The sequence below is a fragment of the Bradyrhizobium sp. CCBAU 53351 genome, assembly GCF_015291745.1.
GTDB lineage: Bacteria > Pseudomonadota > Alphaproteobacteria > Rhizobiales > Xanthobacteraceae > Bradyrhizobium.
The window spans coordinates 7,133,074-7,158,401 of the sequence record NZ_CP030059.1; the positions used below are offsets into that span (position 1 = coordinate 7,133,074).

A 25,328-nucleotide genomic window follows, 5' to 3' on the forward strand; every position below is an offset into this window, starting at 1 on the left:
CCCAGCAATCAATGTGTCGGCAACGGCGGATGCGGGATCGCCGTCAGCAGTTCCTTGGTGTAGTCGTCTTGGGGATCGCCGAGCACCTGCTCGGAAGTGCCCTCCTCGACGATCCGTCCCGTCCGCATCACAATGACACGATCGCACAGCAAGCGCACCACATTCAAATCATGCGAGACGAACAGATAGCTCATACCTAAGCGCGCCTTGAGGTCCTGAAGCAGGTTCAGCACGACCGCCTGCACCGAAACGTCCAGCGCCGCCGTCGGCTCGTCCAGGATGACGAGCTTCGGGTGCAGGGCGATGGCGCGGGCGATGCCGACGCGGGCCTTCTGGCCGCCGGACAATTGGTGCGGGAAACGGTCCAGCAGATTGTGCGGCAGGCCGACCATGGTCGCCAGTTCCTCACAGCGCGCGCGCAGCGCATCGCGTCCCCTGATGTCGCCGAGCTGCATGATGGGGTCGGCGATGGCGCGGGCGGCGGTGAAGCGCGGGTTGAGGCTGTCGGTCGGATCCTGGAACACCATCTGGATGCGGCTGCGCTGCGGCATCCGGGCAAAAGCTGATGGCGCGATGCCGGAGATGTCCTCGCCGTCGAACTGGATCAGGCCGGAGGTCTGGTCCAACAGGCGCATCACCATCATCGACGTCGTCGATTTGCCGCAGCCGGATTCGCCGACGAGGCCGACGCTCTCACCATGGCTGATCGAGAAGCTGATGCCGTCGACGGCGCGGAAGGCGTCCGGCTCCACGGGCGGCTTGCGGCCGAACAGTTTTCCCAGCACGGCGGTGGCGCCTTGGCGGGGATATTCTTTCACGAGCTTGTCGACGAGGAGGAGGGGCTTTGAATTGTCATCACCCCCGGGCTTGACCCGGGAGTCCATCGGCGAAGATGGATCTTGCGAAGTGTGATGGATGGCCGGGTCAGGCCCGGCCACGACGGTGGAGTTCTCTTCCTCCGGCAACAGGTCTCTCAAGTTCACACCCAGCCGCGGCGTCGCGCGCATCAGCTTTTTTGTGTAGGGATGCTGCGGATTGGCGAAGATGTCGGCGGCGTTGGCGGTCTCGACCACGCGGCCCTTCTCCATCACCACGACGCGGTCGCAATAGGCGGCGGCGAGGCCGAGATCGTGGGTGATCAGGATGGTCGACATCGCGCGGCGTTTCGTCAGCTCGACGATCAGGTCCATCACCGCCTTCTGCGTGGTGACGTCGAGGCCGGTGGTCGGCTCGTCCGCGATCAGCAGCTGCGGATTGCAGGCAAGCGCAAGCGCGATGACGACGCGCTGGCACATGCCGCCCGACAGCTCGAACGGATAGGCGTGGTAGCGCTCACGCGGGCGGGCGATCTTGACCTGCTCCAGCGCCTCGATCGCCTTCTCGCCGCGGTCGGCGACCTGGGCCTGCTGCACATGGGTGCGCAACACGTCCTCGATCTGGTCGCCGACTTTGCGGATCGGGTTCAGCGCCGCACGCGGGTTCTGGAAGATCATCGAGACTTCGCGGCCGCGCAAATCGCGCATCTGGTCTTCGCTCGCGGCCTTGACGTCGATGCCGGAGAATATCACCGAGCCCTCGGCGATGCGGCCCGCACGGTCGAGGATGCGCATCACCGCATAGGAGGTCACCGACTTGCCGGAGCCGGACTCGCCGACGATGGCCAGCGTCTCGCCCTTGGCGACGGAAATGTTGACGTGCTGCACGGCTTTGACGATGCCGCGGCGAGTGGTGAATTCGACCGTGAGGTCCTGGACGTCGAGCAGGGGCTGGGCGCTCATGCGGGCCTGCCGATCAAGAAACGCGAAAACAACCCCATGCACAGTAGAATGGTGTTGGAATCGTTACGGAATTTTGGACAGAAATTGTCCATCACGTCCTCCGCTGGGGATCGACGATGTCGCGCAGGCCGTCGCCGAGGAGGTTGAAGCAGAACACGGCGATCATCAGCGCGAGGCCGGGGAAGAGCGCGATCCACCATTCGCCCGACACCATGAAGCCCGCGCCTTCGGCGACCATGATGCCCCATTCCGCCGTCGGCGGTCGGACGCCGAGGCCGATGAAGGAGAGGCCGGCAGCGTTGAGGATGGCATAGCCCATGGTCAGCGACATCTGCACGATCATGATCGGCATGATGTTCGGCAGGATGTGCACCAGCAGGATGCGGAATTCGCCGTTGCCGGAGAGCCGCGCGGCCTGCACGAAGCCGGCGTTGCGCCGGACATTGGCCTCGGCGCGCGCGACGCGGGCATAGAGCGGGAAGTTCACGATGGCGGTGGCCAGGATGATGTTCTGCACGGTATTGCCGAGCGCGGCGACGATGCCCATGGCGAGCACGAACAGCGGAAAGGCCATGATGGTGTCGGCGATGCGGCCGACGATCCGATCGGTCCAGCCGCCAAAGTAACCGGCCGCGATGCCGGCGAGGCCGCCCATCAAAAACACCAGCGCGACGGAGGCGATTGCGATGAACGTGTCGAGCCGCGTCGCCACGACAACGCGGCTGAAGATGTCGCGCCCGAGCTGATCGGTGCCGAACCAGTGCGCGGCGGAGGGCGGTTTTAGCGCGGCAGCGGTGTCCGACGCGAGCGGATCATACGGCACGACATAGGGGCCGAAGATCGCGGCCGCGAGGATCAGGATCAATAGCGCGAAGGCAAAGCCCGTGACCTTGTTCTCGCTCAGAACGTAGCGGGTCTGTTCGAGGATTGCGGTAAGCCCTGACGTGCGGGCGGGACCGACGGGTTCAACAGCAGGCGCAACGGAGCTCATGGAGTCCCCCTACCCTTCCAACCGCACGCGCGGATCGATCACGCCGTAGAGAATGTCGATCACGAGATTGAGCAGCACGTACATCACCGCCATGGTGAGGACAAAACCCTGCACCGGTGCGAAGTCCGACGAGATCAGCGCTTCCACCGCGTAGGAGCCGATGCCGGGCCAGGCAAACACTTTCTCGACCAGCACGTTGGCGCCCAGCAGGAACGAGAACACCATGCTGAGCGTGGTGATGACGGGCAGCATGGCGTTGCGGAAGGCGTAGGTGACGATCACGGTCGCGGGCGATAGGCCGCTGGCGCGCGCGGTGCGGACGAATTCGGATGCCAGCACCGCCAGCATCGAGGCGCGCGTCATGCGCGCGATTGGCGCCAGCGAGAAGATCGCAAGGGTCGTTGCCGGCAGGATGAGCTGGCTCAGCGCGGAACGGAACGCCTCGAGGTCGCGCGCGAGCAAGGTGTCGACCAGATAGAAGCCCGTCACCGTCGGCGGCGCGCTGTAGAACACGTCAAGGCGCCCGAGCGGCGCGGGAGACCAGCCGAGCCGGAAATAAAAGACGTAGACCAGCACGAGGCCGGTGAAGAAAACCGGCAGCGAGACGCCCGCTGTCGTCGTGATGCGACAGAGATGATCGACCCACGATCCCGGCCGTGTTGCCGCGAGCACGCCGAGCGGGATGGCAATGACGATGGAGACTATGAGGCCGAGCAGTGTCAGCTCGGCCGAGGCCGGCAAGCGGTTGCGGATTTCGGCCGCGACCGGCTGGCCGGTCGTCAACGAGTTGCCGAAATCGCCGTGGGCGAGATCGTTGGTGTAGCGGAAGAACTGCTCGATCAGCGGCTTGTCGAGGCCGAGTTTCTTGCGGATCTGCTCGACGGCTTCCTTGGTTGCGGCGGGACCGGCGAAATAGGCCGCGGGATCGCCGGGCAGCGCGCGCGTCAGCAGAAAGGTAACGATGACCACGCCGATCAGCGAGGGGATCGCGAACATCAGGCGCTTGCCGATCATGGTCAGCATGGAGTGCTCCTGATGAGAGGAGATGACGCAACAGGTCGAACTGCGCCCCCTCTCCCGCTTGCGGGGGAGGGTTGGGGTGGGGGTGCTTCAGCATAGGGATTCTTCGTGTGGAGAGAGCCCCCACCCGCCGCGCTCCTCGAGCGCGTCGGCCTCCCCCGCAAGCGGGAGAGGCGAACGGAGCAAGCCGATAAGCTTCTGAACGCCATATGCGGTGCCTAGCTCTACTTGTTACTCACCCCTTCACGAGCGCGCGATAATCCAGCCTCCGGTGGAACCAGTATTGGTAGCCGCTGATGTTCTTCTGCATCGCGACGTTGACGAAGGGCTGGTAGAGCGGGATGCGCGGGATGTCGGTGAAGGCGAGATCGACGAAGCCCTTCACGTCGGCATCGTAGGCCGCCTTGTCGCCGGCAGCGGCCGCGGTGCGCGCGCCGTCGATGAGCTTGTCCATCTCCGCCGACTTGTAGCTCATGGTGTTGAAGACGGAATTGTTGCCGTGATAGCACCAGTAGAAGAAGTATTCGGGGTAATCGAGCCAGCCCGAGAACACGTTGGTGAAGAGCGGCATCTCCTTCTTGTTGAGTTCGGTGCGCCAGTTGGCGCCGGGCACCTTGTTGATGGTGGTCTTGATGCCGATCTGTGCGAGAGATTCCTGCACCAGCACGCAGAGCGGCTCGTTGACGCCTGCGAAATTCAGGTCGAACGAGATCGTGGTCTCGAAGCCGTTGGCATAACCCGCCTCAGCCAGCAGCGCCTTCGCCTTGTCCATGTCGGTGTTGAACTTGTGCGGCTGCGGCCAGGCGACTTCGGTCGGCTTGTCCTTGGGCGCCCCGAACATCGGGTTGGCGAGGCCGAACATCACGGCGTCCATGATCTTCTGATAAGGCAGCGCGTAGGCGACGGCCTGGCGCACCTTCGGATTGTCGAAGGGCGGCTTGGTGACGTTCATGCCGATATACTGGATGCCGTTGGAGAACGGCAGCGACACCACGTTGAGCTTGCCGTTCGCCTTCATCTCCTGGAAGTCCTTGTTGGGCAGCTCGTAGGAGATGTCGGCGTCGCCGCGCTCCAGCAGTGCGCGGCGGTTGCCGGCCTGCGGCACCATGCGCCAGATCACGCGCTTGATCTTCGGCAGCGGACCACACGCCCAATCGTCGTTGCGCTCCATGATGACTTCGGTGCCGGCGGTCCACTTCGTCACCTTGTAGGCGCCGGAGCCTGCGGTCTGCTGCTTTGTAAACTCGAGGCCCCAGGGATCCTTCTCGCTCGCATTCTTCTTCACGAGCTCCGAGTTGACGATGCAGGGCACGATCACGGCGAGATCGGGGATCGTGAGCCTGTCCTTCTTCAGGAAGTCGACGCGCACGGTATAATCGTCGATCACGACGAACTGCTCGGGCTTGGTCAGCGAACCCGCGCTCATCTGGAAGGTCGGGAAGCCGCCGACGCTGACGGCGCGGTCGAGCGACCATTTCACGTCCTTGGCGGTGACGGGCGTGCCGTCGTGGAATTTGGCGTTCTTACGCAGCTTGAAGGTGACCGACTTGTCGTCGATCTTGAAGTCCTCGGCGAGCTCGCCCTTGAACTTGTCGCGGTCGTAATAGGGCACGCCGCCGGGGCCGACCTTCATCTCGTGGCTGATCAGGCGGTCGTAGCAATTCCACGACACCTCATAGCCGGGCACGTTGGTGCCGATGCCGTGAATGTCGAGATTGTTCGGCCCGCCCTCCGAGACGATCAGCAGCGTCTCCGAGCGCGCGTCGGCATAGGCGGTGGAGATCACGGACGGCATCGCCGGAAGCGCCGCTCCGGCGGCCAATCCGGACACGGACTTGAGGAAATCGCGGCGCTTCATGAAATGGCTCCAACGCAAAGGGTTTGGTTGGAACTGGATTCGCAAGGTTCGTGCCAAGGGTTAAGAAGCGATTATGATCGATCTAAACTACTGGATTAACACGATAATCTAGATTTTTGGCCTATGCGCGGCCTTCGCCTCGGCTCATCACATTGCATACAAAGATGCGGATTTGCTTACTTTATAGGCGATGGCTAAGAGTCGCCCGCCTTCTAATCAGGGTCGTCAGGTGGCCCAAATCAGCTCCTGCAATTCGATGAGATCATCGGCCCTGTCCTGCCAGCCCTCAATGCAGATGTGGCTGTTGAGGTCGCTGGCGCGGTGCAGCAGCATCAGGGCCATCAGGCGGCGCTTGAGCGCGAAATCCGGCTTCGGATAGCCAAAGCCTTCGAGCAGGCTCTTCACCCTCCCCGGCTGGCCCGCCGCCATGAAGGCGCCGGGGCCGAGCAGGTCGTAGTCGCGCCATCCCGCCAGCACGTCGCCGAAGTCGAACAGGCCGGCGAGCGACCATTGGTCATCATCGCAGGCGAGCAGAAAATTCTCGGGAATGTATTCGCCGATCAGGATCACCGGCGGCGCGACCATGGGGATCAGCTTTTCCGCGTCACGCAGGAGATCATCGAGGCCGGCGAGAAACTTTGGCGCGAGGCCGAGACGGGTGTGACGCGCGCGGCAGCCCCGCATCTGTCCGCGCATGAAATCGTCCCAGCGCGGCTCGATCTGCGCGAGCGGGCCGAGCGGCGCGCACTGCACGGCGGCGATGGTCTCGCCGATCTGGCGCAGCACACGCTCTTTCTGGTTTTCCGGCAATGAGGGCCAGACCTCCGAGCCGAGCGTGCCTGATAGCCGCGTGATGACGAGATAGGGCCAACCGTCATGCTCACCTTCCGCGACGATCTCCGGGATCGGCAGATCGAGACGGCCTTTGAGCTGCGCAAGCGAACCGCGCTCGGAGACGAACTGGGCGCGGAGCAGCGGCGGAAAGATCTTCAGGATCAGTTGTTCGCCAAGCCCGACCACGAGATTGGTGCCGGTTACAAACACATGCGGCGCGCTGGTGTCGAGACCATGGCTGCGCGCGATGTCGAGCGCAATCGGCAGCCATTGTGAGGGAGCGGCGCGAAAGGCGCGGAAGCTCTCGGCGTCGGGGAGGTCTGGCAACCCCTGCAATGGAGCGGAGATCATTTGGGATAGCTCAACGATATGAGCTTCATTGATTCAGTGCGAACCGAGCAGGCGGTGCACCTCTCCCGCTTGCGGGGGAGGTCGGCGCGAAGCGGCGGGTGGGGCTTTCTCCTCTAGGGGATTGTCCCATTGTGGAGAGAGCCCTCTCCCCAACCCTCCCCCGCAGGCGGGCGAGGGAGCGCACCGCCCGCGCGGCTGCAGCGGTGTTCAATCGCTCCACGCTACCGGTCCGGGCTGGCGCGCTCGAACTGGCGGAGCAGCTTGTTGCCGCGCTCGACGGCGGAATCGAGGGCTGATTGCGCGCTCTTGTGGCCGGCAAATGCCTGCTCCAACTCGTCCTCGATCGCGCCGCGGATCAGCACGAAGGAGCCGAGGCGGATGCCCTTCGAATTCTCCGTCGGCGGATGCAGCGTGATCTCCTCGAACGAGATCGCCGAGCCCGGATTGCGCTCGTAGAAGCCTTGCGCGCGCGTCAGCTCGGAGGCGGCGCGGGTGATCGGCAAATAGCCGGTGTTCTGGTGCCAGGCCGCCTGCACGCCGGGCTGCGACAGATAGGCGAAGAACCGCGCCACGCCCTTGTACTCCTCGCGCGGCCGGTCGCGCAGCACCCACAGCGTGGCGCCGCCGATGATCGAGTTCTGCGGCGCGTCCTTCACGTCGGGCCAATACGGCATCATGCCGTAGCCGATCTCGAATTTCGAATTCGCCCTGATGTCGGCGCGCGTCGCCGAGGAACCGATGAAGATGCCGCATTCGCCGTTCTGGAAGCGCGGCTCGGCGGCCTGTCCGCGTCCGCCATAGTCGAACACCTTGGTCTTCTGCCATTCGGCAAGCTGGGCGACGTGGCGCACAAGGGTGGGATTGTTGATGGTCAATTCCGCATCCAGCCCGGCAAAGCCGTTCGCCCGGCTCGCCACCGGCAGATTGTGGAAGGCGGAGAAATTCTCGACATGGATCCATGAGGGCCAGGACGTGGTGAAGCCGCACGCAGCGCCGCGGTCGCGCAGGCGCTGTGCCGCGAGCCCCAGGGCCGGCCAGGTCTTCGGCGGCGCCTCCGGATCGAGGCCGGCGTCGCGGAACATGGTCTTGTTGTAGTAGAGGATCGGTGTCGAGGAATTGAACGGGAACGACAACAGATTGCCCGCCGCGTCGGTGTAATAACCGGAGACCGCCGGCAGATAGTCGGCGAGCGAGAACGGCTCGCCCTGGTCGCGCATCAAAGTGAACACCGGATAGATCGCGCCCTTGGCCGCGGTCATGGTGGCCGTGGCGACCTCGTTGACCTGGACGATGGCTGGCTGGCTGCGCGAGCGGAACGCGAAGATCGCGGCAGTCACCGTCTCGGTGTAGTTGCCCTTGTAAGCGGGCACGATGCGGTAATCGGACTGCGAGGCGTTGAAATCGGAGGCGAGCTTTTCGAGCTGCCGGCCGAGTTCGCCGGACATCGCGTGCCACAGCGCGATGTCGGTGGCGGCGCCCGCAGGCACAGCCCATGAGAAAGCCGATGAGAAGGCCGCGAGGGCGGCGACGATTCGTAGAACGCGCAAGGCTGGCATTGCGATGGCTCTTCCCACGCCGCGGTCGACAAGGCGGCCGCCCTGCTTAAGGCGCGGCATAGCCGGTTTCAACCGTGAATGAACGGCGGCCGCGCCGCACAATCGATCCCAGCCCCCGCGGCGGGATGGTCTTCCCCCGACCATCTGCTAGATTGCATTGAACCTTTTGCCCCCGCCATAGACTCCACCACTGAGGGGTTGAGTGTGCCAGTGCTGAACCGTGCCGAACTCTCGCGGACCGGGGTAATCTTCGTCGCGCTTTTGCTCGCCGCAGTCTCGATGGGCATGCGGGCGACGGGCGCCGTTGCGCGCGAATTTCGCGCCGCCGATACCCAGACCGAGGATTACCCGACCGTCCAGGCGCTGCGCTACATGGGCGCCCTGATCGCCGAGCGCACCCAGGGCCGTCACGAGATCAAGGTGTTCCACTCCCGTCAGCTCGGCGAGGAAAAGGAGACCATCGAGCAGACCCGGGTCGGCGCGATCGACCTCAACCGGACCAATGTGGCGCTGATCGGCAACTTCGTTCCCGCGATGAACGTGCTCGCCATGCCGTTCCTGTTCCGGTCCATCGAGCACATGCAGAAGGTGCTGGACGGGCCTGTCGGCAGCGAGATCCTTGACAGTTTCGAGCCCTACGGCTTCGTCGGGCTCGCCTTCTACGATTCCGGCGCGCGCTCGATCTACAACGGTGTCCGTCCGGTGAAGAGCATCGCGGATCTCAAGGGATTGCGGATCCGGGTGCAGCAGTCGGAGTTGATGAGCCAGATGATCCGCGCGCTCGGCGCCGAGCCGGTCGAGATGCCCTATGGGCAGGTGCTGACCGGGCTCGCCAATCATCTGGTCGACGGCGCCGAGAACAATTGGCCATCCTTCGTGACGACGGACCATTACAGGCATGCTGGCCACTACACGCTGACCGAGCACACGATGAGCCCCGAGGTGCTGGTGATCTCGCTGAAGGCCTGGCAGAGCCTGTCGCCGGACGACCAGAAGATCTTCCGCGAGGCCGCGCAGCGCTCCAGCCGGTTCATGCGCGAGAAATGGCGCGACCTCGACGAGCAGTCGCAGCGTAAGGCAGAGGAGGCCGGCGTCACCATCATCAGGGACATCGACCGCAAGCCGTTCGAGGACGCGATGGCGGCGATCTACGCCAAGGCTGGGCGCGATCCCGCGGCGGCCGCGCTGATCGAACGCATTCGCAAGGTGGAGTGAGCCGCGTTGGCTGCACTTGGACATCACGAGCACGCGGAGCGGCCGGCCGGCCCGATCGGTCGGCTGCGCGCGCGTCTCGTCGGCGTGCTGCGGGCGGTGCCGATCCGCTGGCGCATCCTGTCGATCGCCGCGCTGAACTCCGCCGTGGTCGTGGTGCTGGTCGCCATGATCTGGAACGGCGCGCAGGTGCTGGGCTCGGCCTGGGACGACGTCCGCCAGGTGCGCGAATCCGACCGCATCCTGGCGCTGCTCGAAAGCGAGACCGGACGCCTGCACAATCTGATCCACCGCTACATCAACCAGCCGAGCCCGGACCTGTTCGCCGAGATCCTGCTGCTGCGCGAGGCGGTGCTGGGCACGCTGAGTAACCGCGCCGCCAAGGACCCGATGCTGTCGGGGTCGGTCGAGGAGCTGGAGCGCACCACCGACCGCTTCCTCAACGGCTTCGGCGAGCTGCGCAGTGTGCAGGCCACCATCGCCAAGACCTATGAGGAGCAGGTGCAGGGTCCGGCCCGGGACATGGCGGGCCTCTATTCCATCATCGAAGGCGCCACCGGCCATCGCGACGCGCTGATCTGGCCCTCGCTCGGGAAGTCCCGCGAGGCCTTCACCGCGATGCTGGTGGCGGCCAATTCCTATTATCTGTCGCTGTCGACGGGCGCGGCCGATGACGCCCGCCGCAACACCGAGACGATCGAGAGGACCATCCCCGTGATGATCGATCTCGCCGACAACGATCTCCAGCGCATGGCGCTGCAGCGGCTCGGGGCCCGCACCGCCGCGCTGCGCGAGGGCTTTGCAAAGCTCTCCGAACAGCTCGCGAGCCGCACCGAGCTGCTGCGCAACACCATCGACGCCAGCCAGGCCGAGGCGATCGGCGCCATCGACGACCTCTCGACCATGATGCGCCAGCGCGAGCAGAAGGCGCAGGAGACGTTCGACCGCACGCTGGCGGATATCTCACGGCGGGTGCTGTCGATCGCGGTGATCTTCCTCGGCATCATCCTCACCGCCGGCGTGATGATCGCGCTGTCGATCCGGCTGCCGCTGCAGCAGATCATGACCGCGATGCGCGCGATCACGCTCGGCGATCTCGACCGCGAGGTGCAGGGCACCAAGGCGCGCGACGAGGTCGGCGCCATGGCGCGCGCGGTGGAGGTATTCCGCGAGAACGCGATCGCCAAGCGCCAGACCGAGGACGAGCTGCGCGCCTCCAAGGAGAAGGCCGAAAGCGCGCTGCTCGAGCTCAACACCGCGCAGCAGAATCTGATCGACGCCGAGCGGCTGGCGGCGCTCGGCGGCCTCGTCGCCGGCGTCGCCCACGAGGTCAACAACCCGATCGGCATCAGCCTGACCGTTGCCTCCAGCTTCGCCCGTCGCACCGAGATCTTCGAGGCCCAGCTCAAGGGCGAGGGCGGCCTGCGCCGCTCGCAGCTGGAGGAGTTCGTGCAGTCCTCGCGCGATGCCTCGCAGCAGCTGGTCGCCAACCTGCAGCGCGCCGGCGAGCTGATCCAGTCGTTCAAGCAGGTCGCGGTCGACCGCTCCCATGCCGAGCGGCGGCAATTCTCGCTCAGCGAGGCCACCGACCAGATCATTGCAAGCCTCAGGCCGGTCCTGAAGCGCTCGCCGATCACGCTCGAGGTCGACGTGCCCGAAGGCCTGCTGCTCGACGGCTATCCGGGCTCCTATGGCCAGATCCTGACCAACCTCTTCCTCAACGCCGCCAACCACGCCTTCGCCGACGGGCGCGCCGGCACGATCACGATCTCGGCGCGGCCGCGCGGGGCCGACGACATCGAGCTCAGCTTCACCGACGACGGGGCCGGCATGACCCCGGACGTGCAGCGCCAGGCCTTTGACCCTTTCTTTACCACCCGGCGCAATGAAGGCGGCACGGGACTTGGCCTGCATATCGTCTATAACCTCGTCACCCAGCAGCTCGGCGGCCGCATGATGCTGGAATCCAAGCTGGGACAAGGCACTACTTTTCGCATTATCATGCCCCGCATCGCCAAGGGCGGCGCGCAAAGCACAGAAAGCGACGGGACTTCTCAATGGCCGAACAGGACGATGTCCTCCACCTGATCGACGACACCGGTACCGCGTCGGAGGATAGCAACGCCCGGAAGTGGAAGATCGCCGTCATCGACGACGATCCGGCGGTGCATGACGGCACCCGTTTTGCCCTCTCGGATTACAGCCTGAACGGCCAGAGCCTGGAGATCCTGTCGGCCTATTCCGCGGCGGAAGGCCGCAAGCTGATGGCCGAGCACGGCGACATCGCCGCCGTGCTGCTCGACGTCATCATGGAGACCGACGTCGCCGGCCTCGAGCTGGTCGAGTTCATCCGCAACGAGATCAAGAACGAGACCGTGCGCATCATCCTGCGCACCGGCCAGCCCGGCCAGGCGCCGGAGCGGCGCGTGATCGTGCAGTACGACATCAACGACTACAAGGCCAAGACCGAGCTCACCGCCGACAAGCTGTTCACCTCGCTGACCGCGGCGCTGCGCTCTTATCAGCAGCTCGAACGCATGGTGCAGACAAGGCGCGGGCTCGAGATCATCATCGATGCCGCCTCGACGCTGTACGACTTCAAGTCGATGCAGCGGCTCGCCGAGGGCGTGCTGACCCAGCTCGCCTCGCTGCTCAATGTCGACTGCGCCGGCATCCTGGTCCTGCGCGACAATGGCGGCATCGATCCCGAACTCTCGGTGCTCGCCGGCAGCGGCTGCTACAGCCGCTTCATCGGCACCACGACGTCGAAGGCGCTCGACCCCGATCTGCGCGAGATGGTGGAGGCGGCATTCCAGCGCCGCAAGAACGAGTTCGCCGACCATCGCAGCGTGATCTATCTGCGCACCGGGTCCGGCCGCGAGGTCGTGGTGCTCTTGCAGGCCGAGCGCGAATTGTCCGAGACCGACCGCTCGCTGGTCGAGATCTTCTCCTCCCGGCTCTCGATCGCCTTCGACAACGTCATCCTCTACCAGCAGCTGCAGGACGCCAACACCCAGCTTGAGGACCGCGTCGCCCAGCGCACCCGCGCATTGATGCAGGCCAACCGCCGCCTCTCCGCGCAATGGCTGCGGCTGCAGCGGGCCAACGGCTTCAAGAACGAGATCCTCGGCACCGTCGCGCACGATTTGAAGAATCCGCTCGGCGTCATCCTCGGCCGCACCGAGATGCTGAAGGAGCTGATCTCGACCGGCGCTTCGGAAAGCGGCGTGGTCGCCCAGGTCGATCACATCCGCGATGCGACGAAGCGCCTGACCACGATGGTCGACCACCTGATCTCGGACGCGATGGCCGACGCCTTCGACATCACCATCCGCCGCGAGCCGGTTGACGTCGCCGCCCTGGTCAAGGAGGTCGCCGAGGCCAACCAGCCGCTCGCCGTCAACAAGCAGCAGGCGATCAGCGTCATCGCACCGGCCAACATCGTCACCATGTGCGACACCGACCGCATCCGCGAAGCCATCGACAATCTCATCAGCAACGCCATCAAATATTCGCCGATCGGCGGCAAGATCGACGTCGCCGTCAGCCATGAGGGCGGCGACACCATCGTCCGCGTCAGCGACGAGGGCGCCGGCCTGTCGCCGGAGGATCTCGGCCGCCTGTTCGGCCGGTTCCAGCGACTGTCGGCCAAGCCGACCGCCGGCGAGAGCTCGACGGGGCTCGGCCTCTCCATCGTCAAGCGCATCATCGACATGCACGGCGGCGAGGTGACCGCCGACAGCGACGGGCCCGGCAAGGGCTCGACCTTCACCATCACCCTCCCCGCGACCGAAATGCCGTGATCAAGAGACCATGACCCAAAGCCAGCACATCATGATCGTCGACGACGAAGCCCCGGCCCGGGAGATGGTCGGCGATTATCTCAAGATGCACGGCTTCACCGTGACGCTGTGCGACGGCGGCAAGAGCTTGCGCGCCGCGATCCAGGGCAGCATGCCGGATCTCGTCGTGCTCGACCTCAACATGCCCGAGGAGGACGGCCTCTCGATCATCCGCGACCTCAAGAGCCGCATCAACGTACCGGTCATCATGCTCACGGCGACCGCGAGCCCGATCGACCGCGTCGTCGGCCTCGAGCTCGGCGCCGACGATTACGTTGCAAAGCCGTGCGAGCTGCGCGAGCTGATGGCGCGCATCCGCTCGGTGCTGCGCCGGAGCGTGCCGGCCAAGGCCGCCGCGCCCGAGGCGGCGGCGAAGTCCGACAAGGAGCAGCTGGTACGGTTCGGGACCAAGTGGCTCGATCTCGAAGCCCAGGCCCTGCGCGACGACGAGGGCAACGAGCACCCGCTGACCGCGTCCGAGTTCGGGCTGTTGAAAGTGTTCGCGGCCAATCCCAAGCGCGTGCTGTCGCGCGAGCGCCTGTTGGAATTGGCCAATGCGCGCGACGCCGAAGCCTTCGACCGCGCCGTCGATCTGCGCATCATGCGCATCCGCCGCAAGATCGAGCCCGATCCGGCCAAGCCGGCCGTGATCCGCACCATCCGCGGCGGCGGCTATCTGTTCTCGCCCCAGGGCGAGAAGGCGTAGAGGGCGGGCGGCGGAGCGCGGTGCCGTAGCCCGGATGGAGCGCAGCGTAATCCGGGGGCGCTGTATCCGCGGATCGAATTGTCCCGGACTTCGCTGCGCTCCATCCGGGCTACAAGAGCAAGCCGGTGTAGGTTCGCGGAGCGCCCATCTGGGACGACATCGGTGGGTGCAGCGCGACCGAACGCAAGACCCAGAAATACGTTCCCGACTGCTCAGGGCGCCGCCAAATCCCCACCCCGTATTTTCCGTACATTGAAATTCCACGGCTTTTTGCCCCGAATGTTTCGTCGCGCCCCCTTCGACGAAACAATTTGGCGGCGCACGAAACCATTTTCCGCTTTTCGTGCAGACGTCCCGAAACGTTGGCTCATTAACACTTTGGTCCAAGGAAACGCCGCTCGGTTGCGGCGCTACGGGGAGCCAAGTCCATGCGGAACGTCATCGCCATCAACGCCCAAGCCAGCCAGAGCATCATTGCCGCTCAGGCGACCTCGGACGACATGCTCCTCGAAAGCATTGCCGACGGCAACCGGACGGCCATGCACATCCTTTACTGCCGGCACAATGTGCGGGTGTATCGCTTCATCCTGCGCATCGTGCGCGACGCCACCGCGGCGGAAGACCTGGTCAGCCAGGTGTTTCTGGACGTGTGGCGGACCGCCGGCCAGTTCCAGGGCCGCTCGCAGGTCTCGACCTGGCTGCTCTCGATCGCCCGCTTCAAGGCCCTGACCGCGATGCGCCAGCGCCGCTTCGAGGACATCGACCAGGAGGACGTGCGCCAGATTCCTGATGGCAATGACACGCCCGAGACCTCGCTCGACCGCAGCGACACCAGCGCCATCCTGCGCGCCTGCGTGCAGAAGCTGTCGCCCGCGCATCGCGAGATCATCAACCTCGTCTACTACCACGAGAAGTCGGTGGAGGAGGTCGGGCAGATCATCGGCATCCCCCAGAGCACCGTGAAGACGCGGATGTTCTACGCCCGCAAGCAATTGGCCGAATTGCTTAAAGGCGCCGGCGTCGAGCGTTTCGCGGCCTGAGGCCAACGATTTCAAAGGGTTGGGGCCCGCCAGGCGGCCCCGCCCCGGGACACGGAAGTGTTACCGCCGACGAAACAATTGAAACAAAGCACAACATCAGGCGGAAAAACTTCCTCCCTATAAAGCTCACATACGGTTTTGCTTAAACCTCCCAAGGACCTCCAGCGACCCGGACGGGATGCCCCCCTCCGGGTCGTTTTGTGTTTGGGGGTCGCAGACGCTGGAAGCCACGGCTGCTTCCACATCGTCATGGCCGAGATTCGACCCCCGTCACGAAGGCGTGACGGTGCGTAACGACCACCCCACCGCGCCCGAACTGCCCTCGTGACCTCCCTCGCGAGTGCGCCATGCTCGAACTGCTCTTCGCTCTCCTTGCCGGCATCCTCACCATCGCCGCGCCTTGCACGCTGCCGATGCTGCCGATCCTGCTCGGCGCCTCGATCGGGCGCGACGGTCGGCTGCGCCCCCTGATGATCGCACTCGGCTTCGTCGTCTCGTTCTCGGCGGTCGCGCTGCTGCTCGGCGCGCTGACGCGGCTGTTCGATTTCGATCCGAACGTGCTTCGCGAGGCCGCCGCGATCCTGCTGCTCGGCTTCGGCCTGTTGATGCTGTGGCCGGCGCCGTTCGAATGGCTGTCGATCCGGCTCAATGGCTGGCTCGATCTCGGCAGCGCGGGCGGCGCGCCACGCGAGGGCGCGCTCGGCGGGCTGATCCTCGGCACCACGCTGGGCCTGGTCTGGACGCCCTGCGCCGGCCCGGTGCTAGGCTCGATCCTGACGCTGGTTGCGACCTCGAAGAATCTGGCCTGGGCCGGCACGCTGCTGATCGCCTATGCGATCGGCGCGGCGATCCCGATGCTGGCGATCGCCTATGGCGGACAGGCCGCGACCACGCGGGTGCGCAGCCTTTCGCGGATCACCCCACGCCTGCAGCAGGGCTTTGGAATCGTCGTGATCGCCTTCGCCCTCGCCGCCTATTTCCAATACGACACGCTGATCGTGGCGTGGCTCACCGGCTTCTACCCGACCGGCCAGATCGGCCTGTAATCCCTCATCTTCACCGGAGGACTCGCCCATGACGTTCAAACTGCTCGCCGTCTCAGCTGCACTTGTCGGCCTCACTGCCACCGGCGCCGTCATCCCCGGCTTCTGCGACGAAGCCGCACCCGCCGTGCCGATCCAGGTTGCCGCAGCAAGTCAGCAATCCGCGCCCGACTTCGCCGGCATCAACAATTGGTTCAACTCGAAGCCGCTCAGCCTCGCTGAGCTCCGCGGCAAGGTCGTGCTGGTCGACTTCTGGACCTATGGCTGCGTCAACTGCGTCAACACGCTGCCGCACGTCACCGAGCTCTACGCCAAGTACCGGGACAAGGGCCTCGTCGTGGTCGGCGTGCACACGCCGGAATTCCCGTTCGAGCGCTCGGCCTCCAACGTGCAGGCCGCGCTGAAACGCCACGGCATCACCTATCCGGTGGCGCAGGACAATGATTCCAAGACCTGGAACGCCTACCGCAACCAATATTGGCCGGCGCAATACATCATCGACCAGAACGGCAAGATCGTGTTCCAGCACGCCGGCGAAGGCCGCTATGACGAGATCGACCGCACCGTGGCCAAGCTGCTGAACGCCAGCAGCTGATGCCGCACGGACGCCGCGCGGCGGGTTTCGGTTGTCGCCCTTGTTGCTTGACTCCACGGACCCGTCCGTGGAGGTTCGCGGCATCGGAATCAGCCGCCCGCGATGGACGATACAACGACCGCTCCCGACATCCGCCTTCGTGAAGGCTCTTCGATCGCGCAGCGGCTGGTCGTGGCCGGCTTCGCGGCGGCCGTTGCGCTGTGCTTCACGCCGGGCCTGTTCACGCACGACACCCTGGAAATCATCATTTCGGTGGTGGCGCTGCTCATCGGGGCGGGATTCGTCGTCGGCATCATGCTGGCGCCGGCGGTGGTGTGGATCATCACGGCGAACGAGATCCTGATCGGACGGCAAAGCCCGTTCGGAAAGCTGCGTACGCGCATCGTCGCGAAGGACGACATCACGGCGTTGCAGGTTCCCGGCAGCAAGCGGGTGAAGGCGCGCTTTCAACTCGTGTTTACGCTGGCCTCGGGAGAGCGCTTGACGTCGCCGCCTATCTCCGACGTCACGCATGTGCGCGACACCGTGGCCCGGATCGCGGCGCAGTTCGAGGTTCCCAATGTCGAGGAGCCCGTCAATCCGCTCGATGCCAGCAATCCGGAGATGCATCTCGGCGAGCCGCTGGAGGCGTTTCCCGCGCGGGACATCAGGATCGTCTCGCTGATCGTCGTCGCTCTGTCCGCCGTGCCCTACGCCTATAAGCTTTGGCGCGGATGGCCGCCCAGCCATGTCGACATCCTGCTGCTGCCGCTCGGCGTGCTCGCGGCGTTCGCCGTGCATCGCTATGCCAACCTCCTCACCGGCGCGCTCTGGATCATCCGCGAGCGCGACATCCGCGTCGAACGGCTGTGGGGCGACGGCACGCCGCGCACGGATAATATCGAGGGGCCCGACGTCAAGACGATCACCGTCGACCGCCGCGGCCGGTCCGAGGACGAGCACTGCATCATCACGATCCGGTTGCGCTCGGGGCGCAGGTTTCGCAGCCCCCGCATCGGCTCGCGGGTGGAGGCGCGTGCGGTGGGGGCGGAGATCGTGCGGCGGCTGGGGATCGCGGCGGAGAGCAACAAGATCTGACTGGCTTCCGATCACAATGGTCGATGTAGATAACGCGGGCTCGGTCTGAGCCTCTCCCGCTTGCGGGAGAGGTCGCGCGGGTGAGGGTTCTTTCCTCTGGGGGAGTGTCCCGTTGCGGAGACACCCTCTCCCCGGCCCTCCCCCAAGCGGGGGAGGAAGCGCAGCCCCGTTGCCGCCGCGACCTAAGCTTTTCGCGCCATCCCCTGTTTGTGGCATTGCCCGGCACCGTTAAAAAACCATAGGCATTCTCGTGACATATCAGGGCGGCGCGCCATCAACTTGCCATGAACCTGCCCCTCAGGTTTGATGCTTCTGAATGATTTGCGCTGTGGCAGCGGGGAGAGCTTGAGATGACGGATTTTCGTCGCCTGACCGGGATGTTCATGGCTGCGGTGGGGCTCATTCTGTCCACGCCCTCTGCCTTTGCCCAGCAGCCTGACCGCGGCGACGAGCCGGGCCTGGTCGCCGACGACGCCTACCAGCTCGAGCCGGAATGGCAGAAGCAGGTCGTCTATTTCCGCACCACCGAGGCGCCGGGCACGATCATCGTCTCGACCGCCGAACGGCATCTCTATCTGGTGCAGCCGGGCGGGCGAGCGATCCGCTACGGCATCGGCGTCGGCCGCGACGGCTTTCAGTGGCAGGGCCTCGTGACCATCACCAACAAGAAGGAGTGGCCGGACTGGACGCCGCCGCCGGAGATGATCCAGCGCCAGCCCTATCTGCCGCGCTTCATGGCCGGCGGCCCCGGCAATCCGCTGGGCGCCCGCGCCATGTATCTCGGCACCACCGTGTACCGCATCCACGGCACCAACCGCCCCGACACGATCGGCACCAAGGTGTCCTCAGGCTGCTTCCGTCTCGTCAACAACGACGTCGCCGATCTCTACGACCGCGTGCCTGTCGGCACCAAGGTCGTCATCCGTCAGAAGCCTGAGCTGTAAGGCTATCGTTGGAGCATGATCCCCGGGGATCATGCTCTGCGCCCTCCTCCCAATTTCTTTTCCCGATTTTTCGAGAGAGCAACATGATGCGCACTTTTCGAGGCGGCCTGCTGATCGGGCTCGCGGTCGCCGTGCTGGTCGCCGTTCTGGCCATCATCTACGAGTTCTACGACACCCGCACCCTGAAGCGCACCGTGCGCCGCGGCGAGGTGCTGTGCGGCGTCAACAAGGGACTGCCGGGCTTCTCGATCCCCGACGACAAGGGCAACTGGACCGGGTTTGACGTCGATTTCTGCCGGGCGGTGGCCTCGGCGATCTTCAACGATCCCGGCAAGGCCAAGTTCGTTCCGCTCGACGCCAACGAGCGCTTCAAGGAATTGCAGAGCCGGAAAGTCGACATCCTCTCGCGCAACTCGACCTGGAGCATGGCGCGCGAGCTCGACTACGACCTCTATTTCCCGGCCGTGGCCTACTACGACGGCGTCGGCTTCATGCTGCCTCGCGCTCGCAACAAGGAAACCTCGCTGGACCTCGCGGACAGCAAGGTCTGCGTGCAGAGCGGAACAACAACGGCACTCAACGTCTCCGACTACTTCCGTGCCAACAACATGAAGTATGAGGAGGTCAAGCTCGACAATCTCAACGACGTCGTGAAGGCCTACGACAGCGGCAAGTGCGACACGCTCTCGGCCGACGTCTCGCAGCTCTACGCGCTCAGGCTGAACCTGACCAAGCCCGGCGACCACATGATCCTGCCGGACATGATCTCCAAGGAGCCGCTCGCCCCGGTCGTGCGCCAGCGCGACGACGACTGGATGATGATCGTGAAGTGGACGCTCTACGCCATGATCAACGCGGAGGAACTCGGGGTGACCTCGGAGAACATCGACGAAGCCCTGAAGTCGAAGAAGCCGGAAGTGATGCGCCTCGTCGGCACCGAGGGCAATTACGGCGAGCAGCTCGGCCTCACCAAGGACTGGGTCGTCCGCATCATCCGCCACGTCGGCAATTACGGCGAGATGTACGAGCGCAATATCGGCGAGAAGTCGAAGCTGAAGATTCCGCGCGGCATGAACCAGCTATGGAACGCCGGCGGCGTGCAGTACGCACCGCCGATGAGGTAGGAAGGGGCGGCTCCCCTGGTGTCGTCCCGGCGAACGCCGGGACCCATACCGCGTGGTCTATCGATCAACGCAGGTGACGGCACCGCGGAGAGACTCTCCTAAAGTCCGAGCCGTCGTCAAACTACTCCTTGGGGTTATCGGTCCCGGCGTCCGCCGGGACGACACCGGGGGTGAGGCGCTACCGTGCCGCCCCTTGAGGCCGTCGCCTCAATACCCCCGCGCCCGCGCCAGCTGCTCGGTGTGGTAATTGGCATCGCCGAACAGCTCCTCGCAGACCCTGGCGCGCTTCATGAAGAAGCCGATGTCGAACTGGTCGGTCATGCCCATGCCGCCGTGCATCTGCACGCCTTCCTGCACCGCGCGCGTGGCGGTGGTGCCGGCCTTCGCCTTGGCGACCGCGACGGCGGAGGCCGCCTTCGCGAAATCGGCGTCCAGCGCCTGCAGCGCCTTCATGGTGGCGGCGCGGGTGATCTCGATGTCGACATAGAGCTCGGCGGCGCGGTGCTGCAGCGCCTGGAATTCGCCGATCAGCTTGCCGAACTGCTTCCTGTTCTTGAGGTATTCGACGGTGCGGTTGAAGACCTCCTCGCTGAGCCCGACCATCTCGGCGGCGACCGCGCCGCGGCCGATGTCGAGCACGCCGTTGAGCAGGCCGGCTGCCTGATCGACTTCGCCGAGCACGCTGTCGGCGGTGACCTCGACATTGGAAAGCTCGATCCGCGCCGCATTGTGCGCGTCGACCATGATGGTGCGCTCGACCGCAACGCCCTTGGCCTTGGGGTTGACCAGGAACAGAGTCAGGCCGTCCCGCTCGCCGGCAGCGCCGGACGTGCGCGCGGCGACGATCAGGAGATCGGCGACGTGGCCGTCGACCACCAGCGCCTTGGCGCCGGAAAGTTTAAAACCGTTGCCGGCGCGCACGGCCTGCAGGCTGGTCTGCAGCGGACGATGTTTTGCGCCCTCGTCGATCGCGAGCGTGGCGAGCAGCGAGCCGTTCGAAATCTTCGGCAAATATTCCGATTTCTGCGCGGCACTGCCGGCGCGGGCCAGCGCCGAGGCCGCGACCACCGAGGTCGCGAGGAAGGGCGACGGCATCAAGGTGCGGCCGATCTCCTCCATCACGATTCCGGCTTCCATGACGCCGAGGCCGCTGCCGCCGAATTCTTCCGGCACCAGCAGGCCCGCAAAGCCCATTTCGGCGAAGGAATGCCAGAGCTCCTTGGAGAAGCCGATGGGGTCCTTGCTGTCGCGCAGATGCCGCAGGTGCGACACCGGCGCCTTGTCGCTGATCAGCCCGCGCGCGCTATCGCGGAGCATCGATTGTTCTTCGGTGAGGACGAGGGCCATGGTGCTTAAGTCTCTAATATCGCGTGACGCATATTGTTGGTGTCATTCCAGGGCGATGCGCAGCATCGAACCCGGAATCTCGAGGTTCCGGGTCGATCCTTCGGACCGCCCCGGAGCGACGGAAAGCCTCACGCCCCCGGCAAATCCAGGATGCGCTTGGCGACGATGCCGAGCATCACCTCCGTCGTGCCGCCCTCGATCGAGTTGGCCTTGGTACGCAGCCAAGCGCGCGGACGAGCGCCCTGCCTGGAGCGCTCGCTCTCCCATTCCAGCGCATCGACGCCGCCGGCCGACATCAGGATCTCGTAGCGGCGCTTGTTGAGCTCGGTGCCGTAATATTTCATCGCCGAGGAGAACGCCGGATGCGCCTGCCCCGCCTTGGCGAGATCGACCGCGCGCTCGGCGCAGGCCGCGAGTGCGGCTTCATCGACGTCGAAGGTGGCGATCTTCCCACGCAGCATGGCATCGTCGAGCTTGCCCTGCGTATCGGTGCCGACGGAATCCGCCGCGATCTGGCCGAGCGGACGGCCGGCGCCGCGCTCGCCCATCCCTGAGATCATCGCGCGCTCGTGCTGCAGCAGATATTTGGCGACGTCCCAGCCGCGGTTGACGGTGCCGACCACATGCGACTTCGGCACGCGGACGCCGTCGAAGAAGGTCTCGCAGAACGGCGAATAGCCGGAAATCAGAAGGATCGGCTTGGTCGTCACGCCCTTCGAGGTCATGTCGAACAGGATGAAGCTGATGCCGTCGTGCTTCTTCGCCGTGGGATCGGTGCGGACGAGGCAGAAGATCCAGTCGGCGTAATTGGCGTAGGAGGTCCAGATCTTCGAGCCCGTGATGACGAAATCGTCGCCGTCGCTCTCGGCGCGGGTCTGCAGCGAGGCCAGATCGGAGCCGGCATTCGGCTCGGAATAGCCCTGGCACCAGCGGATTTCGCCGGCCGCGATCTTCGGCAGATGCTCCTTCTTCTGGGCCTCGTTGCCGTATTTCAAGAGCGCCGGCCCGAGCATCCAGATGCCGAAGCTCGACAGCGGCGGACGCGCGCCGATTTTCGCCATCTCGGCGCGTAGCACCTTGTGCTCGGCCGCGCTCAAGCCGCCGCCGCCATACTCCTTCGGCCAATCAGGCACGGTCCAGCCCTTGTCGCGCATGCGCTCGAACCAGATGCGCTGCGGCTCGGAGGAGAATTTTGCGTTGCGCCCGCCCCAGAACACGTCGGCATCCGAGGTCGCGGGCTTGCGCATCTCGGCCGGGCAATTGGCCTCGAGCCAGGCGCGCGTCTCGCTGCGGAATGTTTCGAGCTCGGTGGAGTCAGTGTCACTCATGGTCGTTTCCATCAATCAAATCGACTTGTTGGGCACGACTCTGGGCCAAGCTCCTGCGGAATTCAACCACTTCCGCGCGCCCGCATTCCGCTATAGTCGCGGCCAAGACGGTGCTTGAAAACAAAGAGGAAACGACGATGCGCCTGAAACTTCTTTCGCCTGGCGAAATGAACGAGAGCCAGCGGCAGACCTATGACGAGTCGATTGCCGGCAAGCGCGGCAAGCCGCCGGCGCCGATGATGGCCTGGCTGAACAGTCCCGACATGGCCCGCCACGCCACGCGGCTCGGCGAGGTCTTGCGCTACGACACGATCTTTCCGGCAAAGCTCTCGGAGATCGCGATCCTGGTGACGGCGCGGCACTGGACCGCGCATTACGAATGGTGCGCCCATAAGCGCCTCGCGCTCGCGGGCGGCATGGACCCTGAAATCATCGACGCCATCCGCGATCGCCGCACGCCCGAGTTCGACGACCCCAAGGGGAAGATGATCTACGATCTCGCGAAATCGCTGCACGAGGGTCACGGCGTCGAGAAGGGCCTCTATGATGAGGCGGTGAAGCTGCTCGGCGAGCGCGGCGTGGTCGAGGTGATCGGCCTGTGCGGCTACTATACGATGGTGTCGATGACGCTGAACACCTTCGAGTTCGAGCTGCCCAAGGGCGAGGTGAAGGAGCTGGCTTGATTGCCGATCCTGGTGCGCAATTGCGCGTCAGGAAACGCTGGGTTTCAGGATAGGCCAATAGCAGTGTCCCGAGGTCCACCCTATGTGGAGTTCATCAACGGAGCATTCACATGTCGCAAAGCCCAGCCGTCGCCGCCGGCACCAGGATCGGCCACGTCCACCTCAAGGTCGCCGATCTCGATCGCGCGCTCGCCTTCTATTGCGGCGTGCTCGGCTTCGAGCTGATGCAGAAGATGGGATCCGGTGCGGCCTTCATCTCGGCCGGCGGCTATCATCACCACATCGGGCTCAACACCTGGGAGAGCAAGGGCGGCTCGCCGCCGCCGCCGGGAACGACCGGGCTCTATCACACCGCGATCCTCTATCCGACGCGGCCAGCGCTGGCCGATGCGCTGCACCGGGTGCTCACGGCCGGCATCGCGCTCGACGGCGCCAGCGACCACGGCGTCAGCGAGGCGCTGTATTTGCGCGATCCGGATGAGAACGGCGTCGAGCTGTATTGGGACAAGCCGAGGGAGCAATGGCCGTTCGGAGCGGACGGCAAGCTTGCGATGTTCACCAAGCGGCTGGACGTGGAAGCGTTGTTGGCGGCGCGGGAGGCCTGATGCCGTAGGGCGGATTAGCGAAAGCGTAATCCGCCGCGCTTCAGCACATGCGGAACGAAGTTGGCGGATTACGCTTTCGCTAATCCGCCCTACTGGACCTGTTTTCCTCGCACCGTGATCAGCGCGGCGGCCGCCAGCTCCAGCGCGATGCAGAGATAGAACGGCAGCGCATAGCCGCCCGACCAGTCGCGCAAGGCGCCGACCACGCCGGGGCCGAACGCATACGTCACCTGGTTGATCGCGGTGTTCAGGCTGATCAGCACGCCGAACGCGGCGCTATCGAACTCCTGTTGCACGATCAGCGACGGCAGCGTGATGAGATTGCCGACCGAGAAGCCGAACAATGCGCAGGCCGCGATCAGCACGTAATCATTGTGCAGGTTGATGACGACCAGAAGCGCCGCGGCCTGGCTGAGGAACGACAGCGCCGAGGCGAGGCGCTGGTTGAGTCGGTCGATCACCAGCGAGAACAGCACGCGGCCGACCACCGCCATCGCGGTCAGCACCGCGACCGCCACCGCGGCGCGCTCGCGGCCGATCACGGGATCGAGAAACGAGATCAGGTGCACGATGAAGCCGACCTGCGCGAACAGCACGAGCGCGAATGCAATCGTCACCGAGAGGAAGCCGACGTCACGCAGCGCCCAGGCGCGGATCTGCGCCGATGATTGCACCTTCGTCTTCGTCGCCGCGTGCCGGCCGTGGGACGCGGGCGGCCGGCCGACGACGAACAGGATCACCGGCAGAAGCAGCACCAGCATGGCGCCGGCCGCGGCGTACATCGCGCTGGCGAAGCCGACATGACCGATCAGGGTGACCAGCAGCGGCACGCCGACGATGCCGCCGAAGCTGGCGCCGTTGAGCGCGAGGCTGATCGCCATGCCGCGCTTGCGGTCGAACCACAGGCTGATCGTGTTGGTGATCATGGCGAGGCTGGTGCCGGCCCAGCCGAAGGCGAGCACGGCATCGGCGAGATAAAGCTGCCACGGCTCGCGCACCGCGCCGATCGCGACGCTCGCTGCCGCCATCGCCAGCGTGCCGGCGACCAGGCTGAGGCGCGGACCATATTTTCGCACGGCTTCGCCGACGAAGACGACGAGCAGCGCGCCGAACAGATAGAAGAACGTCGTCCCGGAGGAGATTAGCGTGGTCGGCCAGCCCCGCGCGCGCTGCAGCTCGGCGACATAGACGCTCTGGCCGTAGAAACCGAGCCCCCAGCCGAAGGTCGCGAGCAGGAAGCAGACCGCGACGATGCGCCAGCCTTCGTAACGGAGGGAGGATTCGTCGATGGGCGCGGCGGTATGGGGATTGTCGAGCATTTGCGCCGGTCTTTCATTCCCCCGCGAGCGCCGTGCTTTCGCGCTCGCTGTTCATGACAAGCATCACGTAACAAC

Annotated in this window: 21 protein-coding genes; 12 read left to right on the forward strand and 9 right to left on the reverse strand. The window is 65.1% G+C overall.

The genetic code is table 11. The annotated features are described in order from the left end of the window. Positions 1-8: 8 nt before the first annotated feature. The 6 genes from XH83_RS34035 to ugpB form a co-directional block, all read right to left on the reverse strand. Positions 9-1,778: an ABC transporter ATP-binding protein gene (locus tag XH83_RS34035; RefSeq protein WP_194404924.1), complete on the reverse strand. Its 1,770-nt coding sequence runs from the start codon at positions 1,776-1,778 to the stop codon at positions 9-11. 91 nt (positions 1,779-1,869) lie between these two features. Further along, complete coding sequence (locus tag XH83_RS34040) at positions 1,870-2,769, reverse strand: ABC transporter permease (RefSeq protein ID WP_194404925.1); 900 nt, start codon at positions 2,767-2,769, stop codon at positions 1,870-1,872. Positions 2,770-2,778: 9 nt separating this feature from the next. Next, positions 2,779-3,792 carry an ABC transporter permease gene (locus tag XH83_RS34045; protein WP_194404926.1) on the reverse strand — a complete coding sequence of 338 codons (1,014 nt, stop codon included), beginning with the start codon at positions 3,790-3,792 and terminating at the stop codon, positions 2,779-2,781. 232 nt (positions 3,793-4,024) lie between these two features. Continuing rightward, on the reverse strand, positions 4,025-5,647 hold the full coding sequence (locus XH83_RS34050) for an ABC transporter substrate-binding protein (RefSeq protein WP_194404927.1): 1,623 nt from the start codon (positions 5,645-5,647) through the stop codon (positions 4,025-4,027). A gap of 225 nt (positions 5,648-5,872) precedes the next feature. After that, positions 5,873-6,832 carry a phosphotransferase gene (locus XH83_RS34055; protein WP_194404928.1) on the reverse strand — a complete coding sequence of 320 codons (960 nt, stop codon included), beginning with the start codon at positions 6,830-6,832 and terminating at the stop codon, positions 5,873-5,875. 221 nt (positions 6,833-7,053) lie between these two features. After that, positions 7,054-8,388: a sn-glycerol-3-phosphate ABC transporter substrate-binding protein UgpB gene (gene ugpB / locus XH83_RS34060; RefSeq protein WP_194404929.1), complete on the reverse strand. Its 1,335-nt coding sequence runs from the start codon at positions 8,386-8,388 to the stop codon at positions 7,054-7,056. A 204-nt stretch (positions 8,389-8,592) separates the two neighbouring features. Here ugpB and XH83_RS34065 point away from each other — a divergent pair, with 204 nt between their 5' ends. From XH83_RS34065 to XH83_RS34110, 10 genes are all read left to right on the forward strand, one after another. Further along, positions 8,593-9,603, forward strand: coding sequence for a TRAP transporter substrate-binding protein (locus tag XH83_RS34065; RefSeq protein ID WP_194404930.1), 1,011 nt, complete (start codon positions 8,593-8,595; stop codon positions 9,601-9,603). A 6-nt stretch (positions 9,604-9,609) separates the two neighbouring features. After that, positions 9,610-11,688 (forward strand): ATP-binding protein, encoded by a 2,079-nt coding sequence (locus XH83_RS34070; protein WP_246776377.1) that lies wholly within the window; start codon positions 9,610-9,612, stop codon positions 11,686-11,688. After that, positions 11,658-13,403: a DUF3369 domain-containing protein gene (locus XH83_RS34075; RefSeq protein WP_194404931.1), complete on the forward strand. Its 1,746-nt coding sequence runs from the start codon at positions 11,658-11,660 to the stop codon at positions 13,401-13,403. The genes XH83_RS34070 and XH83_RS34075 overlap by 31 nt, the downstream gene beginning before the upstream one ends. A 10-nt stretch (positions 13,404-13,413) precedes the next feature. Then, positions 13,414-14,148: a response regulator gene (locus XH83_RS34080; protein WP_194404932.1), complete on the forward strand. Its 735-nt coding sequence runs from the start codon at positions 13,414-13,416 to the stop codon at positions 14,146-14,148. Between the two features lie 428 nt (positions 14,149-14,576). Further along, positions 14,577-15,188 carry a sigma-70 family RNA polymerase sigma factor gene (locus tag XH83_RS34085; RefSeq protein WP_194404933.1) on the forward strand — a complete coding sequence of 204 codons (612 nt, stop codon included), beginning with the start codon at positions 14,577-14,579 and terminating at the stop codon, positions 15,186-15,188. A gap of 347 nt (positions 15,189-15,535) precedes the next feature. After that, on the forward strand, positions 15,536-16,234 hold the full coding sequence (locus XH83_RS34090) for a cytochrome c biogenesis CcdA family protein (RefSeq protein WP_194404934.1): 699 nt from the start codon (positions 15,536-15,538) through the stop codon (positions 16,232-16,234). Positions 16,235-16,262: 28 nt separating this feature from the next. Next, positions 16,263-16,826, forward strand: coding sequence for a thioredoxin family protein (locus tag XH83_RS34095; RefSeq protein WP_194404935.1), 564 nt, complete (start codon positions 16,263-16,265; stop codon positions 16,824-16,826). Between the two features lie 102 nt (positions 16,827-16,928). After that, the gene (locus XH83_RS34100; RefSeq protein WP_194404936.1) at positions 16,929-17,903 is read left to right on the forward strand and encodes a hypothetical protein; all 975 of its coding nucleotides are present in this window, start codon (positions 16,929-16,931) and stop codon (positions 17,901-17,903) included. A gap of 350 nt (positions 17,904-18,253) precedes the next feature. Then, positions 18,254-18,847, forward strand: a complete 594-nt coding sequence (locus XH83_RS34105; RefSeq protein WP_194404937.1) for a L,D-transpeptidase — start codon at positions 18,254-18,256, stop codon at positions 18,845-18,847. An 86-nt stretch (positions 18,848-18,933) separates the two neighbouring features. Further along, on the forward strand, positions 18,934-19,971 hold the full coding sequence (locus tag XH83_RS34110; RefSeq protein ID WP_194408492.1) for an amino acid ABC transporter substrate-binding protein: 1,038 nt from the start codon (positions 18,934-18,936) through the stop codon (positions 19,969-19,971). 207 nt (positions 19,972-20,178) lie between these two features. Here XH83_RS34110 and XH83_RS34115 read toward each other — a convergent pair whose 3' ends face one another. Beyond that, complete coding sequence (locus XH83_RS34115) at positions 20,179-21,318, reverse strand: acyl-CoA dehydrogenase family protein (protein WP_194404938.1); 1,140 nt, start codon at positions 21,316-21,318, stop codon at positions 20,179-20,181. A 128-nt stretch (positions 21,319-21,446) separates the two neighbouring features. Continuing rightward, entirely contained in the window at positions 21,447-22,646 is a 1,200-nt protein-coding gene (locus tag XH83_RS34120) for an acyl-CoA dehydrogenase family protein (protein ID WP_194404939.1), read from the reverse strand. A 137-nt stretch (positions 22,647-22,783) separates the two neighbouring features. Between XH83_RS34120 and XH83_RS34125 the strand changes: the two genes are divergently transcribed. Then, entirely contained in the window at positions 22,784-23,329 is a 546-nt protein-coding gene (locus XH83_RS34125) for a carboxymuconolactone decarboxylase family protein (RefSeq protein WP_194404940.1), read from the forward strand. Between the two features lie 110 nt (positions 23,330-23,439). Further along, a complete protein-coding gene (locus tag XH83_RS34130; protein WP_194404941.1) occupies positions 23,440-23,934 on the forward strand; it encodes a VOC family protein in 495 nt (164 codons plus the stop codon). Positions 23,935-24,023: 89 nt separating this feature from the next. Here XH83_RS34130 and XH83_RS34135 read toward each other — a convergent pair whose 3' ends face one another. Next, positions 24,024-25,253 (reverse strand): MFS transporter, encoded by a 1,230-nt coding sequence (locus XH83_RS34135; RefSeq protein WP_194404942.1) that lies wholly within the window; start codon positions 25,251-25,253, stop codon positions 24,024-24,026. Positions 25,254-25,328: the final 75 nt, after the last annotated feature.

What these genes read in the sequence shown, in the direction of transcription:
- XH83_RS34035 (WP_194404924.1), bottom strand. Translation starts at nt 1,778, where the DNA reads ATGAGCGCCCAGCCCCTGCTCGACGTCCAGGACCTCACGGTCGAATTC.
- XH83_RS34040 (WP_194404925.1), bottom strand. Translation starts at nt 2,769, where the DNA reads ATGAGCTCCGTTGCGCCTGCTGTTGAACCCGTCGGTCCCGCCCGCACG.
- XH83_RS34045 (WP_194404926.1), bottom strand. Translation starts at nt 3,792, where the DNA reads ATGCTGACCATGATCGGCAAGCGCCTGATGTTCGCGATCCCCTCGCTG.
- XH83_RS34050 (WP_194404927.1), bottom strand. Translation starts at nt 5,647, where the DNA reads ATGAAGCGCCGCGATTTCCTCAAGTCCGTGTCCGGATTGGCCGCCGGA.
- XH83_RS34055 (WP_194404928.1), bottom strand. Translation starts at nt 6,832, where the DNA reads ATGATCTCCGCTCCATTGCAGGGGTTGCCAGACCTCCCCGACGCCGAG.
- ugpB (WP_194404929.1), bottom strand. Translation starts at nt 8,388, where the DNA reads ATGCCAGCCTTGCGCGTTCTACGAATCGTCGCCGCCCTCGCGGCCTTC.
- XH83_RS34075 (WP_194404931.1), top strand. Translation starts at nt 11,658, where the DNA reads ATGGCCGAACAGGACGATGTCCTCCACCTGATCGACGACACCGGTACC.
- XH83_RS34080 (WP_194404932.1), top strand. Translation starts at nt 13,414, where the DNA reads ATGACCCAAAGCCAGCACATCATGATCGTCGACGACGAAGCCCCGGCC.
- XH83_RS34085 (WP_194404933.1), top strand. Translation starts at nt 14,577, where the DNA reads ATGCGGAACGTCATCGCCATCAACGCCCAAGCCAGCCAGAGCATCATT.
- XH83_RS34090 (WP_194404934.1), top strand. Translation starts at nt 15,536, where the DNA reads ATGCTCGAACTGCTCTTCGCTCTCCTTGCCGGCATCCTCACCATCGCC.
- XH83_RS34095 (WP_194404935.1), top strand. Translation starts at nt 16,263, where the DNA reads ATGACGTTCAAACTGCTCGCCGTCTCAGCTGCACTTGTCGGCCTCACT.
- XH83_RS34100 (WP_194404936.1), top strand. Translation starts at nt 16,929, where the DNA reads ATGGACGATACAACGACCGCTCCCGACATCCGCCTTCGTGAAGGCTCT.
- XH83_RS34105 (WP_194404937.1), top strand. Translation starts at nt 18,254, where the DNA reads ATGACGGATTTTCGTCGCCTGACCGGGATGTTCATGGCTGCGGTGGGG.
- XH83_RS34110 (WP_194408492.1), top strand. Translation starts at nt 18,934, where the DNA reads ATGCGCACTTTTCGAGGCGGCCTGCTGATCGGGCTCGCGGTCGCCGTG.
- XH83_RS34115 (WP_194404938.1), bottom strand. Translation starts at nt 21,318, where the DNA reads ATGGCCCTCGTCCTCACCGAAGAACAATCGATGCTCCGCGATAGCGCG.
- XH83_RS34120 (WP_194404939.1), bottom strand. Translation starts at nt 22,646, where the DNA reads ATGAGTGACACTGACTCCACCGAGCTCGAAACATTCCGCAGCGAGACG.
- XH83_RS34125 (WP_194404940.1), top strand. Translation starts at nt 22,784, where the DNA reads ATGCGCCTGAAACTTCTTTCGCCTGGCGAAATGAACGAGAGCCAGCGG.
- XH83_RS34130 (WP_194404941.1), top strand. Translation starts at nt 23,440, where the DNA reads ATGTCGCAAAGCCCAGCCGTCGCCGCCGGCACCAGGATCGGCCACGTC.
- XH83_RS34135 (WP_194404942.1), bottom strand. Translation starts at nt 25,253, where the DNA reads ATGCTCGACAATCCCCATACCGCCGCGCCCATCGACGAATCCTCCCTC.